The organism is Actinomycetota bacterium, assembly GCA_019347575.1.
In the GTDB taxonomy this organism is placed as follows: domain Bacteria; phylum Actinomycetota; class Nitriliruptoria; order Nitriliruptorales; family Nitriliruptoraceae; genus JAHWKY01.
In genome coordinates, this window is sequence record JAHWKY010000024.1 from 57,115 (window position 1) to 71,720 (window position 14,606).

The following is a 14,606-nucleotide window of genomic DNA, read 5'->3' on the forward strand; positions in this document are numbered from 1 at the left end:
CCGGTCACAGCGGGGAGAGCGACTCTCGCGCGTAGATCGCTAGTGCGAGCGCCACCGGCACGACCGCCCAGGCTCGGGCGCGTGTCTCGATGAGCGTCGCGATGATGACGGCGGTGCCGGCCGCCAGGCTCGCCTGGTACAGGCTCTGGAGCAGGTCGCGGTTGCCGAAGATCCCGCCGAACGCGAGGAACTGCGCCGCGGCGGCGATGATCATCGGGGCGACGATAGTCGCGCGGGTGGTCTCCATGCCCCCGACGACGGCGCGGTCGGTGAGCAGGACCGCGACCGCGAGCCCGCCCACAGTCCACAGGACACCTCCAGGGCGGTACCCGGGCCGGATCGCGTTCAGCAGACCGAACACCAGGGAGGCAGCGGCGGCCCCCATCCCGAACGTGCGGAGCGCTTCGACCAACGGGAGCACGTTACGAGCGAAGCCGTCGCGGGCCCGGACGGTCAGGAACGGGTACAGCAGCAGCATCCCGAGGAAGGAGGCCACGATGAAGCCGATGCCGAGCACCAGCGTGGGGAGGTCAGCGGGGTCGAGCACGACGATGAGGTCGCCGAGGGCCGCGTCCGTCAGCGACGTGCCGTTCGTCCAGCGGGTGAGGATCCCGACGACCGCGACCGGCAGGGCGATGAGCACGCCGAACGACACCCCCGACCGGTCGCCCGACAGACCGAACGCCCCGATCCCGTGGGCGCGGTAGCGCGCCAGCAGCAGCGGCACCAGTCCGCTCAGCGCGAAGACCCAGCCGATCGCGAGTGCCAGGGCGAGCGTGCCGTCCGGGTAGCCGGGTAACCGCGCGACGAACTCGCTCACCAGCCCGCCGAGCAGGAAGACCGCAGCGGCCAGCACGAAGTCGCTGCGGGCATCCTCGGAGCTCATCCACATGGCGCGGCACGCTACCCGACGCTTCCCGGAGGGCTGTGGAGCGCCACGGCTATCCTCGGTCCATGTTGGAAGCCTCCATCCTCGTCATCGGTGACGAGATCCTCGGCGGGTTCGTGCAGGACACGAACTCGCACTGGCTCGCGGAGCGACTGCGTGAACAGGGGGTCCCGCTGACGCGCATCCACACGGTCCCCGATGATCTTGCGGCGATCGACGAGTGCCTGCAGCTCGAGCTCGGTCGTTCTCGGCCGCGTCTGATCCTCACGACCGGAGGCATCGGACCGACCCCCGACGACGTCACCTTCGAGGCGATCGCGACCAGCCTCGGTGTGCCGCTCGTGGAGGAGCCCTGGATCGCCCGCCGGGTCGAGATGGCGATCGGCTGGCAGGGCGAGCAGGGCATCGAGGTGACCGACGATTTCCGCACCCACATGATGCGGATGGCACGGATCCCCGAGGGTGGCGAGTTGGTCAACCGCGAGGGTGGCTGGGTGCCGGGGATCCGCTACGACGTAGACGGCGGGATCGACGCCGCGGATGGGGCCACGATCATGATCCTGCCGGGCTTGCCCTCCGAGCTCAGGGGGATCACCAAGGACGTCATCGAGCCCCTGGTCGAGGATCGCAACCCGCCGTTCGCCGTCCGCGAGCTCACCCACGGCTTCCCAGAATCCGCGCTGAACCTGTGCTTCGCATCGCTGATGGATCGCTACCCGGCCGTCAAGGTCGGCTCCTACCCGGGGGTGCCGATGATCGTGCGCCTGATGGGTGAGCCGGAGGCAGTGGATGCCGCGATGGCGGAGCTCCGCGCGTTCGTCTCGGAGCTCGAGGCGGGAGGTGCGGGGCGGCTCCGGGAGGCCTGGACCGCGCGCTTCGAGCAGATGGAGCGGCGCACGCCGTGACCCGCTGCCTGCTCTTCGTCCACGCCCACCCCGACGACGAGTCATCGAAGGGCGCCGCGACGGCCGCTCGCTACGCCGATGCCGGCACGCGCGTCGTGCTGGTCACGTGCACCGACGGTGGTGCCGGGGAGGTGCTCAACGACAAGCACCCTCCGGTCGCGCCTGAGGACATGGTCGACAAGCGCCGGCAGGAGCTGGCCGATGCGGTCGGGATCCTGGGCTTCAGCGCGACCTACCAGCTCGGCTTCCCCGATTCCGGCTACCACGAGGACCCCTCTGGCATCCCCGAGGATGCGTTCGCTCGCACACCGGTGGACGAGGCCGCGACGCCGCTGGCCGACGTGCTGCGGCGGGAACGCCCCGATGTCGTCGTGACGTACCCCGACGACAGCGGCTACCCCCACCCTGACCACATCATGGTGCACACGGTCACGATGCGCGCCGTCGAACTTGCTCGCGACGACGACGGCGAGGTGCTCGGCCACGCCGTTCCGAAGCTCTACAGCAGCGGGGGGTTCTCGGCCGAGCGCGTGCACTCGCTGCACGAGGCCATGCTCGCTCGGGAGCTCGACAGCCCGTACGAGGGCTGGCTCGAACGCCGCGCCGATCGCCCTGCCCGCGACTGCGACGCACGCATCGAGGTGGGCGAGTACCTGGCCCTTCGTGACGAGGCTCTGCTGGCGCACGCCACCCAGATCGATCCCGACGGATGGTGGTTCGCCGTGCCGCGGGACCTGGAGCGCGAGGTGTTCCCTTACGAGTGCTTCACGCTGCTTCACAGCGAGGTACCCGTGTCGCTGCCCGAGCACGACCTGTTCGCCGGACTGGAGTGAGAGCGTGCACGATCTCTACGAACGCATCGTCGCGGCCGACGGACGCAGCGGGATCTACGAGTCGAACTACCTGAAGGCTAACGCCCCGGACGGGTCAGGAGCCTTCTGGTTGAAGCACAACGTGCTGATCCCGGCGATCGGGCTCGACTTCCCCTCTGTGGCCGAGTTCTGGGCCGTGCTGTGGCGCCGCGAGGGCCCACCGCAGGTGTGGAAACGGTCGGTGGACCTCGGTGCCGTCAGCCTGTCCTCCGACCGGGTCGAGATCACCTCGGAGTCGGTCCGGCTCGAGCCCGACCGCGCTCAGGGCTCGCTCGTCGGCGAAGCGGAGGTCAGCTGGGAGCTGTCGATGCGCCACGAGTTGCCGCCCCTGCGTCACTTCGACGCCGACTGGATGTACGAGGCCGGCTTCCCCCGCAAGAAGGTCGTGACCGGCTCCCCACGGACCGTCTTCGACGGACGCTTCGTCGTCGACGGTGAGCCGATCGAGGTGGACGGCTGGGTCGGCCACCGCAACCACAACTGGGGCACCGAGCACGCCTACCGCTACGCGTACGGCGGCTGCAACCTGTGGGAGGACGGCAGCGATCTCACCGTCGAGGGCTTCACGGTCCAGGTCCGGCTCGCCGGACCGGTGCGGTCGCCGTGGTTGACCATGCTGAACGGACTCGAGCGGGGCGCGCGCTACGGCGCCGGGTCGGTCGCCGCGTCGCTGCGGTCGCTGGGCGACGTGTCGTGGCCGGAGTGGAAGGCGTCCGTGCCGTGCGCCGACGGTCGCCGTGCCCGTCTGCGGATGCGCCTGGACCCGACCCGCGCGGCCGGCTTGCGCTACCTGCACCCCGACGGGGCGGTCAGCTACTGCTACAACGTCAAGGATGCCGAGACCAGGCTCGTGCTCGGCACCCTCTCGTACCGTTCGAGGGCGGGTGAGCTCGAGTTCCTCTTCCCCGATCCCGTGCCGGGCATCCCCCTCCACGGCGAGTCGAGCGTCGACGAGCTCCGCGACAACCTCGTCTACGGCACCTGATCGGGCGCGATCACCGGGGTCCGGAGCGGCGTTGTGAGGTAGAAGAGGCAGTCCTTGCGCGCCGCCTCGACCGTGCGCGTCATCATGACGGGCGTCGCCGCCGACGTGGTGACCACCGCTCCGTCCACCACGTGGAAGTGGGCCTCGGTGACGTCGTTGCCGGCAGCGTCCAGCGCAAGCAGCGGCACCGCCGCTCCGGCGTGGACCCGGCCGATCACGTGGCCGGCCTCCACCGCGCGGAAGTTGGTCACGTCCGAGTTCTCGGCGACCACGAAGTCGATCTCGTCGGACAGATCGCCCCCGAAGCGGAACAGGACCTCGGGGCGCACGAGGACCTTCCGCATCGCTCCGAGCAGGTCGAAGTCGCGCTCGAGGACGTCGTCGCGCAGCGGTGGGGAGCCGAGGTAGCGCCGCAGCCCGTCGACCGCGAACGCCAGCGACTCGGGGCGGTCCGGGAGTCCGCACTCGACCGCGATGGCCGGGCAGTCGTCCTGCAGCGCCTCCATGAGGGTGCGCGCGTCGAGCTCCCAGTGCAGGATCGTCGAGGTGAACAGCGTGGCGAGGTTGATCGCGTCCTCGCGCAGCACGGTGACGATGGCGTAGAAGGGGTTGTTGCCGCTGTTGTTGTGCACGTCGACGAGGGACTCGAGCTTGGCTTCGCGCAGCTCGTGCAGCAGCGCGTCGGCGGCGCGGCGGATCTGGGTCGTCGGCTGGTCGAGTCCCCACACGCGGTTGAAGTCCTCCTGATCGTCGAGGTAACGGTGGGCGAAGCCCTCGTCAGCCAGGGCCGCCCGGACGTTGCCGATGAGCACGTAGAGGTCGAAGGGGTAGCTGCGCCGTCGCCGCATGATGCGCAGGACGGCCTGGTAGCCGGTCGTCTCGTCGCCGTGGAGGAGGGTGGCGATGGCGCGCGGCCGCTGCTCGCCCCGGCCGGGAACGCGGATGAGGGTGGGCTTGCCGAGGGCGCGCAGGAGCTCGTTCTCGTCGAGCTCGAGCAGCTCGTCCGCGAGCCCCTCCGGGAACCACCGGTACAGCTCGCTCGTCTCCGCCGCCATCCACCCTCGTCATCCGGGGCGCGCAGTCTACGGCGGGGTGACGTCGAGAAGGGCCGACGCAGGCGCCCACGCCGGCTACAGGGAGGGCCAGGTGTGGACGGGTTCGTTGGACGACATGTGCTCGATGTAGGCCTTGGTCATGTTGATCAGGGCGTCGTGGCGGTCCATGGCGTCGCCGTCGAAGAACTTGCGGAACGTGGCGGCTTGCCACGTCGCCCCGGTCTGGCGCTTGAGGCAGCGCTGTTCGATGACGCCCAGGTACAGGTCGCGGTCCCGGCGGTCCACGCCCCACGAGGTCAGTCCCTCGTGGGCCATGGGTAGCAGCTTGCGGAGCACGAGCTCGGTCGCCGGAACCTCACCCACGCCGGGCCAGAACAGCTCCGAGTCGATGCCCCGCTTCGCTGCCGTGAAGAAGTTCTCCGCAGCGGCGTAGAACGACAGCTGCCTGTGCGGCGGCTCGTCGGCTTCCGCCAGCGCGTGGACGGCGCCGTAGTAGAACGCCGCGTTGGCCATGGTGTCGACGATGGTCGGACCGGCGGGCAGGACGCGGTTCTCCACCCGGATGTGGGGCTTGCCTCGGGCGACGTCGTACACCGGGCGGTTCCAGCGGTAGATGGTCCCGTTGTGGAGCTTGAGCTCCTCGAGGTGGGGGATGTCGCCGCTCTCGACCACCTCCAAGGGGTCAGCGCTGGGTTCGGTGAGCGGCAGAAGCGCCGGGAAGTAGCGCACGTTCTCGTCGAACAGGTCGAGAACGTCGTCGATCCACTTCTCCCCGAACCACACGCGCGGTCGGACCCCCTGGGCCGCGAGCTCCTCTGGGCGCGTGTCGATCGACTGCTCGAACAGCGCGATGCGGGTCTCGCGCCACAGCTCCTTGCCGAGGAAGAAGGGCGAGTTGCAGCCGATGGCGACCTGGACCGCCGACACCATCTGGGCCGCGTTCCAGTAGGCGGCGAAATCGCCGGGGTCGGTCTGCAGGTGCAGCTGCACCGAGGTGGCCGCGGCCTCGAAGGTGATCGACGAGGTCTGCGTCGCGAGCTTGTCGACACCCTCGATGTTGATCACCAGGTCCTCGCCCCGCGCCTGGAGGATCATCTCGTTGAGCAGGTGGTAGCGGGGGTTGGCGGACAGGTTCTGGATGGTGACGTGGAGGTCCTCGAGGGTCGGCAGGATGCCGATCATGACGACGCGGGCATCCATCTCCTCGGCCCGACGCTGCGCGTGGTTCAGCGAGGTGAGCAGCTCCTCCTCGAGCTCACGGAAGACGGTCCCCACGATCTTGTGCGGGGCGAGGTTGAACTCGATGTTGAACTGGGCGAGTTCGGTCTGGAAGTCCTCCGACTCGATGCGGTCGAGCAGCTCCTGGTTGACCATCATGGGCACGCCGTCGGTGTCGACGACGTAGAACTCCATCTCGACACCGAGCAGCCGTCGGCCGGTCTCGAACTGCCCCCGGTCGAGCATGATCCGCATCGCTTCGAGGCAGCGCTTGACCTTCTCGCGGTACTGCTGGCGGTCCTCGCGTGTGAAGCGGACCTGCTCGATGTCCTGGCCCATCTCGGTGCCCGACTCCCGCTCGTCCCGCGCCATCCTAGGGACGACGCTGGGACGCGTCCGGCAACCCTACGCGACGTCCTCGCGCGGGTCGTCGGCTGGTCGTGGTGGCTCGCCGAGACCGGGAACGTGGGACGGTTCGGGCAGGGGGCGGCGCAGCGAGGTGTCTCCCCTGTCCCACGCGTCCGTCACGTGGCGGGTCAGACGCGACTCGACCGCTCCGAGCGCGAGCGCCCCGAACGCGATGTCTCCGACGAGCTGCGGGTCCTGATCGGCGAGCCCCGCGGCGAGCTGTTCGGCGGCGATGGTCTGGTGGTGAGCGTCCGCGACGACGTGGGTGTCGTAGAACAGCCGGGTCCACGCGTCGAGGCCGTGACGGCGCAGGACGAGGCTGAGATCCGCCATCACCCGCACCGAGGTCATCTCGAAGGCGGCGAGGTGGCCGATGGCGGCACCGCGGAGGCGCCGGTGCAGGCCGAACAGGCTCGCGAGGTTCACCGACGTGAGCGTCAGCCCCGGGATGTGGTCGAGGTAGGCGTGGTAGCGAGGATCGAGGCCGAGACGCTCGAGCGTCGTCGCGAACAGCTCCGCGTGGATGTCCTCCTCCCGCCCCTCGCCGTACTCCTCCTTCTGGATCTGTACCAGGGCAGCCTTGGGGCGCCCCGACAGGCGAGGGATCAGCAAGGTCTGAGGGTCGGCCTCCTTCAGCTGGTAGGCCGAGCGGTGCACGGCTTCCTCGCGCGAGTGCCACAGCTCGCCGTGCTCGAGCATCCACGCAGCGATCGAGGTGTCCGGCTCGCGGTCGGTATCGTGCGTCAACTCGCTGAGGAACCTGGCGATGTCCTCGACCGGCTCGATCGCGCCGACGAGCTCGCGCAACCGGGCCTCCAGATCGTGCTCGAGGATGCGGCGGACGTGCAGCAGGGACGGCTCCCACTCCCAGTGGTCGTCGACACCGGGCCAGCCGCGGAAGTGCAGCTCGTAGCACAGGTATAACGCGAGCGGGGCGTCCTCACCCTCGATCGGGTCGTCGTCGTTCGGGAAGGGCGCGTCCTCGAGCGTCCGCACCGTGCCGCGCAGTGCGTCGATCAGCCACTCGGAGAGCTCTCCGCGCGGCTCGGGCAGCAGCTCGGCGCGTTCGATCACGCCCCAAGGGTGACGCCGTCCGCCGCGACGGGCATCTCGGCACCCTGGCCGGGCTGCCGGGCCCGTCCGACACCGGCTCTCAGCTCGTGGGACCGCCGTGCTTGGCTCGCTTGGCGGCGCGGGCCCGGAGGGCCTGATCGAGCTCGACCTTGCGCAACCGGATGGTCTCGGGCGTGATCTCGACCGCCTCGTCGGCGCGGACGAACTCGAGCGCCTGTTCCAGGGAGAGGCGCCGGGGCGGGGCGAGGCGGACCAGTTCCTCCCCCGTGGAGGAGCGCACGTTGGTGAGCTTCTTCTCCTTGGTGGGGTTGACGTCGATGTCCTCGGAGCGAGCGTTCTCGCCGACGATCATCCCCTCGTACACCTCGGTACCGGGCTCGATGAAGAGCTGGCCGCGCTCCTGCAGGTTCAGCAGCGCGAACGAGGTCGCCTGGCCGTGGCGGTCGGCGACGAGGCTGCCGTTCGGCCGGGTCGAGATGTCGCCGTGCCACGGCGCCCAACCGTCGAAGTTGTGGTGGAGCAGGCCGGTGCCGCGGGTCTCGGTGAGGAACTCGGTCCGGAACCCGATCAGGCCGCGCGCGGGGACGACGTACTCGATCCGGACCCAGCCGGTGCCGTGGTTGACCATCTGCTCCATGCGCCCCTTGCGCAGGCCCAGGAGCTGGGTGACCACTCCGACGTAATCCTCAGGGACGTCGATGGATAGGTGCTCCATCGGCTCGTGAACGCTGCCATCGATCTCGCGTGTGACCACCTGGGGCTTCCCCACGGTGAGCTCGAAGCCCTCGCGGCGGAGCTGCTCGACGAGGATGGCGAGCTGGAGCTCTCCCCGGCCTTGCACCTCCCACGTATCCGGCCGGTCGGTCGGGTTCACGCGCAGGGAGACGTTGCCGACGAGCTCCTGGTCGAGACGGTTCTGGATCAGGCGCGCGGTGAGCTTGTCGCCGCTGCGTCCCGAGAGCGGTGACGTGTTCACACCGATGGTCATCGACAGGCTCGGCTCGTCGACGGTGATCACCGGCAGGGGACGGGGGTCGTCGGGGTCGGCCAGCGTCTCGCCGATCATGACGTCGTCGAGACCGGCCACGGCGATGATCTCCCCGGGGCCGGCTTCGTCGGCTTCGGTACGGGTGAGCTGCTCGGTGATGTACAGCTCGGTGATGCGGACCTTCTCCACCGACCCGTCGACCTTGCACCAGGCGACCGTCTCGCCGCGCTTCAGCGTCCCGTGGTGGATGCGGCACAGCGCGAGGCGCCCGACGTACACGGATGCGTCGAGGTTGGTCACCAGGGCCTGGAACGGGTGATCGGGGTCGTAGGTGGCCGGGGGGATGGTGGTGTGGATGGTCTCGAACAACGGCTCGAGGTCCGTGCCGGGCAGGCCGAGGTCGAGCGTGGCCGTGCCGGCGCGCGCGTTGGTGTAGACGATCGGGAAGTCGATCTGCTCGTCGTCCGCGCCGAGGTCGATGAACAGGTCGTAGACATCGTTGACGATCTGCTCGATGCGTGCGTCGGGGCGGTCGATCTTGTTGACCACGAGCACGATCGGCAGCCGCAGCTCCAGCGACTTGCGCAGCACGAACCGGGTCTGGGGCAGGGGGCCCTCGCTCGCGTCCACGAGCAGCAGCGCCCCGTCGACCATCGTCAGGCCGCGCTCGACCTCGCCGCCGAAGTCCGCGTGGCCAGGCGTGTCGATGATGTTGAGCTTGACCCCGCGGTGGCGCACCGAGGTGTTCTTGGCGAGGATCGTGATGCCCTTCTCGCGCTCGAGGTCGCCCGAGTCCAGCACCCGGTCCTCGACGTCCTGGTTGTCCCGGAACGCCCCGGACTGCCACAGCATCGCGTCGACCAGCGTGGTCTTGCCGTGGTCGACGTGGGCGATGATGGCGAGGTTGCGCAGGTCGTCGCGCGTGGCCATGAGATCCTCGTGGGTGGAGGGAGGATGACAGGAGACAAGCGAACGCCCGCCACGTTGGGCGGGCGTCCGACAGGGTACCTGTCTCCAGGTCAGGTCACCGGTTGAAGAGCCTGTTCCGGGCGAGGCGGCTGAGGTTCACGGCGATGTCCCACAGGGCCTTGGGGATGGCGATCAGCGCCGCGGCCGGCGGCTGCGACGGTGACATCGGGCCGGGACGCATCGGGGCGACCTTCCAGACCTTCACCATCGCGGCTCCGAGTTCACGCCTCCGCTCCTCGTCCCACTGCTCTCGCAGCTTGGGGAACAGCTCCTGCTCCTCCTCCTCGATGTGGTGACGGACGTTCTCCATCAGGACCGTCACCTTGGCGTCGTAGCGCTCGCGTTCGGGGGTCATGAAGTCGAGTTCCGCCATGAGCAACTCGGCGGCGTGGTGCTCCTCGAGGCTCTCGTCGATCTCGTCTCCGGCCCCCTCGATCTCGTTCTTGACCGCGGGGTAGAGCACCTGTTCCTCGACCTGGGCGTGCTTGACCAGGTCCGTGATGATCTGGCCGACGAGCTCCTGCTTGCGCTTGGAGGGACGGCCCGACAGTTCCTCGTACTCCTGGAACATCTCCCGGATGCGGTCGTGCTGGCGCTTCAGCAGAGCAACGGCGTCAGGGCCGGTGTCATCGAGCTCGAGCGCTGCGACGAGTTCTTCCTTCGACATCTGCGAGCGGCCATCGATGTCGCGCTCCTGCGCGATCTCGTACAGCTCCTCGCGGGTCATGTCCTGGTAGCGGACGTTGGTGGTCGTGCTCACGGTTTCCTCCTGTGACGTCGTGCACCACGATGCGTGACCAGGTCGCGCAACCCCAACCCCCAGCACGGTCACACGACCGGGGTCCAGGTCGTTGGTGCCCGAACGGTCGAGCCGCGGTGGCACGAGCCGTGTCGACACGACGTCGGCGTCCGAGCAGGGAACGGCCCCTGGCGTGGCGAAACCCTCTCGCGTAGGTCCCCTCTTGGAGGTCGTCCATGCGCGCCCGTCGTGTCCTCGTGTCCCTCGCGCTCGCGGCGATCGCCGTCGTCCCGCTCGCGATGGCGCCCGCCCCGCTCGCATCGGGACCGCTGGAGGGCGTGGACCCCACCCGGGTGTTCCCCGACCCCCTGATCAAGGGCGATTTCATCCAGCTCACGCCCGATCCGGTGACCGGCGAGAGCGAGTACCTGTCAGGTCTCGCCGAGCTCGAGGAGCTGTACCCCGACGCGATCGAGGTCGATGACATCTGCGATCTCGCATGCGAGCACCTCAGCGACGCCGACCGATCCAAGCTCGACGCGGGTGGATGGCTGACCGAAGAGGGCACGATCACCTCCGTCGGGGGCCACCGCCTGACGGTTATCACGGTGACGGACGAGGCCTACGAGGACGTGCCCGTCGACGAGCGCATCGACCTGTACTTCTCGATGTCGATCCACGGCAACGAGCGCGCCGGTCTCGAGGGTTCGCTGCGGTTCATCGAGGACCTGGCCATCCACCTCTACGACGAGCGGCAGAACGAGGCGCAGCACCTGCTGCGCAACGGCGACCCCGAGCGGCCCTTCTACACCGAGCTGACCACCACCGAGGCCCTCCGCGCGGCGCGCCTCGTCTTCGTGGACCTCAACCCCGACGGGTGGGCCGACGGTGACCGCTGGGGCGGGCAGCGCCTGTTCAAGCGTGGCAACGACAACGGCATCGACCTCAACCGCCAGTGGCCGACGCTCGGTTGGCACTCCATCCGAGGGGAGCAGTACCGCACGATGTCGCAGCCCGAGGCCATCGCCGGACGCGCGCTCATCGAGGGCACGCTCGGGGTACCGGAGGGCGCCGCCGACCTCCACGGCGAGAACCACGACAACGTGCTGCTCGCGATCATGTTCCCTGCCGGGGAGTTCGACCCCGGTCAGCTCGCTGGGCAGGTCGAGCTCGCCGAGGCCATCAAGTACAACGTCAACAACTCGGTGCACCCTGGCGCGGCGGGTCTGCTCAGCAACCACTTCGACTCGCCCGTGTACCCGGCTGAGTACCACACCGCCTACGACGCGATCGGCTACGACGACTCGGGGTTCCAGGGTGACTACCTGGTGCAGCAGGGCATCCTCGAGATGGACCACGAGTACATCTTCAGCAACATCGTGCCGTCATCGGTGTTCGTCCCCGAGCTCGAGCAGGTCCACGTGGACACGACCCGGGCGCTGCTCGAGGCCACCCTGGTGACGACGATCCAGGGCTACACCGGCGAGGGCATCACGTACACCGCGGACCTCGGTGATGGGGTCGTGGCGTACGTGCACAACCCCGAGATCCTCACCGACGACTGTCAGCTCGACCTGTCGGTGCCCGAGACGAGCTGTGACGAGCCGCTGCCGGCGACCGCGTTCGACCTGCCCCAGCAGCCCTACACGTCGACATCGATGCGCTACTACGAGGATCTGGCTCCGTTCGTGGATGAGGGCAGCCAGCTCGTGCCTGTCCCGGCCGACGCCGTCGCCGCGGGGGACCTCGACGGGGTCGACACGCTGGTGATCACCAACCGCGATGTCCCGCGCGTCGCCGACGAGGCGGGCAACCTCAGTGAGGTCGACACTGAGGCGTTCTGGCCGGCAGTCAAGGCCTTCGCGGAAGGTGGCGGGACGGTCGTCCTGACCGATGAGGCCCTGGAAGGTCTCGAGACCATGGGCGTGGTCCCGGCCGACTCCGTGACGCGCGTGACGCAGTACGCGGGTGAGGTCAAGCAGATCGACACCGACCACCCGCTCCTAACGGGTGTCGGCGGGGTCATCGGCCAGACCTACTTCGAGGTGCCGATGGGTTACGCCGTCAACACCGCGCCCGCTTACCGCGTCGACACGGATGCGTGGGAGGCGGCTGGCGGCACGACCGCGGCGGTCGCTGGCAGCGACGGTTTCGCTGGCCTCACGCCGAGCTACGAGACGACGCTGGGATCGCTCGTCGTCGGGGACGGGAAGGTCACCGTCTTCGGTGCCATCCTCCCCGACGGGTTCCAGGGCTCGAGGCACACGCACGGCCTGGCCGACTACGCGGTGACCTACGCGGGCAACGCCATCCTGGTCAACGCGCTGGCGGGGTTGTGACCCCCACCGTGATCAACCGGTGAACGTCTCCGGACCCGCCAGCAGCTCGACCACAACCTTGGTCACCACCCAGGTGCCGGTGTCGTCCTGGTCGAGTTCGACCGTCATGCGGCCGAGGACGTAGTCCTCGGTCAGAGCGTAGGTCTCCTGCCCCTTGCGGCCGATCCGGACGCCGTCCGCGGGCAGATCCGCCTCGGGGACACCGAGCATGGCCTCGGCCTGGCTGCGTGCGACCTCGTCGTCGAACGCGTCGCCCATGTCGCTGGGATCTACGACCGTGTCGACGCAGTCGATCGTCCCTTCGAGGCACGCGCCGGCGGCGGGCGGGGCGACTCCGTTGCTGGGTGCGGCCATGCCGCTGGTGCTGGCTTCGTCCCCGCCACCGCAAGCGGTGAGCAGGGCCACGACCGCGGCCGCGGCCGCGGCGATGGTGGTGCGCTTCATCAGAGGTTCTCCTCGGGCTGGGGCGACGTCGCTGTCGCCCACGGGGGGTGGGACGCCGCCGACAGCGGGGCGGTTCCCCCTGACGTCACCCTGGCCATCGATCGCCACCACGCAGAACGCTGGCGTCGACGCCGTACGGATCTGCGGGTCGTCCTCCAGCGACCCCGATCCGACCTGAGGTAGCGTGACTGCGGAGCCAGGAGGTACGGGTGGAGTTGGTCAACCAGGACGTGGGCTGCACCACGGGCGACATCTGCCCCAGCTGCGGCGGCGACGACCTCCTCCCCGAGCACCAGCACGTCAAGTGCCCCTCCTGCGGCTACATCGGGCCCTGCTGCTGGTGATCGCTGCCGTGCCGGAACGCAACGTCCTCGGTGGTGAACTCCAGCCGTGCAGCATCGATCCGCTGACGGGATGGTTCCGTGACGGCTCGTGCCGCACGGGGCCGGGCGACATCGGCAGCCACACCATCTGCGCTGTGATGAGCGCGGAGTTCCTCGCCCACCAGCGCGGCATCGGCAACGACCTGTCCACGCCCCGGCCCGAGTACGGCTTCCCCGGACTGCAACCCGGTGACCGGTGGTGCGTGACCGCGCCGAACTGGTTGCGGGCGCACGAGGACGGCGTCGCGGCTCCGGTCGTGCTGGCGTCGACCAGCGACGCCGTGCTCACCATCGTTCCCCTCGAGGTGCTGCGGGAGCACGCCGTCGACGTCCCCGACGACCTGGGCGACCTCGACGGCTGACGCCGGTTGCGCCGAGGGCGATCGGCGAGCCTGGCCCGGCGACGAGAACGCGCGTGGATGCGCGTTTCCGTCAGGCTGACGGGCCCGGCCGGGTTGGCCGTGACAGGAACGCGCGTGGATGCGTGTTTCCGTCAGGCTGACGGGCCCGGGCCGGGTTGGCGGTGACAGGACCGCGCGTGGTTGCGTGTTCCCGTCGTGGCGTCGGGTCGTCCGGCGACATCGTGACCACGCTGGGCCCGCCGGAAGCGCAGACAGGCTACGCACAGTTCCGGCGGGGCGCTGACCACGTGGTGGCCTGATCCGATCAGCTGGCGGACACGACCGGATCAGGCCTGCGGTCGGCCCACGGACGTGCCTCCTCGAGTTGGGCCGCCAGCCGGAACAGAGTGGCCTCGTCGCCGAACCGGCCGAGCGCGTGCAGCCCGATCGGCAGGCCGTCGGCATCGGTCCCAACCGGCACCGACATGGCGGGATTGCCGGTGACGTTGGCCAGCTCCCCGTCGAACATCAGGTACTTGCCGGCGTTGCGTGAGCCGCGGAGCGGGTCGCTCTCGGTGCCGACCAGCTCGCCGAGCGGCGGTGGTGGAGCACCCAGGGTCGGGGTCAGCCACACGTCGAAGGTGTCGAACCACGCGGCGACCCTGCGCCCGATCCGCTGCATCGCTTCGATCGCCAGGAGGTAGTCGGTGGCGGTGACGCCCTGCGCGGACTCCCAGTAAGCCAGGGTCTGCGGCTCGATCTCACCATCCGCCGGCGGACGACCGAGCCTGCGGCGCCAGTACCCGAGGAGCCATCCGGTGGCGGCGCGGTAGAGGGTGCCGAGTGACGGGTCGTAGGCCGGCTCGTCGAGACCGTCGGGTACGGCTTCCTCGACGACGTGGCCGAGTTGTTCGAGGAGTCTGGCTGTCGCGTCGACCGCAGACACCCAGTCCGGGTCGACCTGCTGGTCCCCGCGGGGGCGCGTCGAAACCGCGAT

The 14,606-nt window shown here is 69.3% G+C and carries 13 protein-coding genes; 5 read left to right on the forward strand and 8 right to left on the reverse strand.

The genetic code is table 11. From position 1 onward, the window contains the following. Positions 1 to 4: 4 nt before the first annotated feature. Positions 5 to 886 carry a hypothetical protein gene (locus KY469_15650; protein ID MBW3664535.1) on the reverse strand — a complete coding sequence of 294 codons (882 nt, stop codon included), beginning with the start codon at positions 884 to 886 and terminating at the stop codon, positions 5 to 7. Positions 887 to 954: 68 nt separating this feature from the next. On the opposite strand from KY469_15650, the gene KY469_15655 reads away from it, so the two are divergent. Genes KY469_15655 through KY469_15665 form a run of 3 tightly spaced genes read left to right on the forward strand, consistent with a single transcriptional unit; the run spans position 955 to position 3,651 of the window. Beyond that, the gene (locus KY469_15655) at positions 955 to 1,794 is read left to right on the forward strand and encodes a hypothetical protein (protein ID MBW3664536.1); all 840 of its coding nucleotides are present in this window, start codon (positions 955 to 957) and stop codon (positions 1,792 to 1,794) included. Next, a complete protein-coding gene (mca, locus tag KY469_15660) occupies positions 1,791 to 2,627 on the forward strand; it encodes a mycothiol conjugate amidase Mca (protein MBW3664537.1) in 837 nt (278 codons plus the stop codon). The genes KY469_15655 and mca overlap by 4 nt, the downstream gene beginning before the upstream one ends. Before the next feature lie 4 nt (positions 2,628 to 2,631). Beyond that, entirely contained in the window at positions 2,632 to 3,651 is a 1,020-nt protein-coding gene (locus KY469_15665) for a hypothetical protein (protein ID MBW3664538.1), read from the forward strand. Here KY469_15665 and KY469_15670 read toward each other — a convergent pair. The 5 genes from KY469_15670 to KY469_15690 all read right to left on the reverse strand — a co-directional run bounded on the left by KY469_15670 (position 3,639) and on the right by KY469_15690 (position 10,123). Beyond that, positions 3,639 to 4,706 (reverse strand): succinylglutamate desuccinylase/aspartoacylase family protein, encoded by a 1,068-nt coding sequence (locus KY469_15670; GenBank protein ID MBW3664539.1) that lies wholly within the window; start codon positions 4,704 to 4,706, stop codon positions 3,639 to 3,641. The genes KY469_15665 and KY469_15670 overlap by 13 nt on opposite strands. A 75-nt stretch (positions 4,707 to 4,781) precedes the next feature. After that, on the reverse strand, positions 4,782 to 6,263 hold the full coding sequence (locus KY469_15675) for a glutamate--cysteine ligase (protein ID MBW3664540.1): 1,482 nt from the start codon (positions 6,261 to 6,263) through the stop codon (positions 4,782 to 4,784). 66 nt (positions 6,264 to 6,329) lie between these two features. Next, positions 6,330 to 7,406 carry an iron-containing redox enzyme family protein gene (locus KY469_15680; protein MBW3664541.1) on the reverse strand — a complete coding sequence of 359 codons (1,077 nt, stop codon included), beginning with the start codon at positions 7,404 to 7,406 and terminating at the stop codon, positions 6,330 to 6,332. Positions 7,407 to 7,485: 79 nt separating this feature from the next. Beyond that, positions 7,486 to 9,324: a translational GTPase TypA gene (gene typA, locus KY469_15685; protein ID MBW3664542.1), complete on the reverse strand. Its 1,839-nt coding sequence runs from the start codon at positions 9,322 to 9,324 to the stop codon at positions 7,486 to 7,488. A gap of 94 nt (positions 9,325 to 9,418) precedes the next feature. Further along, entirely contained in the window at positions 9,419 to 10,123 is a 705-nt protein-coding gene (locus KY469_15690) for a hemerythrin domain-containing protein (GenBank protein ID MBW3664543.1), read from the reverse strand. Positions 10,124 to 10,338: 215 nt separating this feature from the next. On the opposite strand from KY469_15690, the gene KY469_15695 reads away from it, so the two are divergent. Continuing rightward, positions 10,339 to 12,441 (forward strand): hypothetical protein, encoded by a 2,103-nt coding sequence (locus KY469_15695; GenBank protein MBW3664544.1) that lies wholly within the window; start codon positions 10,339 to 10,341, stop codon positions 12,439 to 12,441. A gap of 12 nt (positions 12,442 to 12,453) precedes the next feature. Here the strand turns inward: KY469_15695 and KY469_15700 are convergent, their stop codons facing one another. After that, positions 12,454 to 12,885 carry a hypothetical protein gene (locus tag KY469_15700; GenBank protein ID MBW3664545.1) on the reverse strand — a complete coding sequence of 144 codons (432 nt, stop codon included), beginning with the start codon at positions 12,883 to 12,885 and terminating at the stop codon, positions 12,454 to 12,456. A gap of 352 nt (positions 12,886 to 13,237) precedes the next feature. On the opposite strand from KY469_15700, the gene KY469_15705 reads away from it, so the two are divergent. Further along, positions 13,238 to 13,630, forward strand: coding sequence for a DUF2237 domain-containing protein (locus KY469_15705; protein MBW3664546.1), 393 nt, complete (start codon positions 13,238 to 13,240; stop codon positions 13,628 to 13,630). 304 nt (positions 13,631 to 13,934) lie between these two features. Here the strand turns inward: KY469_15705 and KY469_15710 are convergent. Further along, positions 13,935 to 14,606, reverse strand: a 672-nt coding sequence (locus KY469_15710; protein MBW3664547.1) for an amidase, incomplete at its 5' end; no start/stop codon positions are given.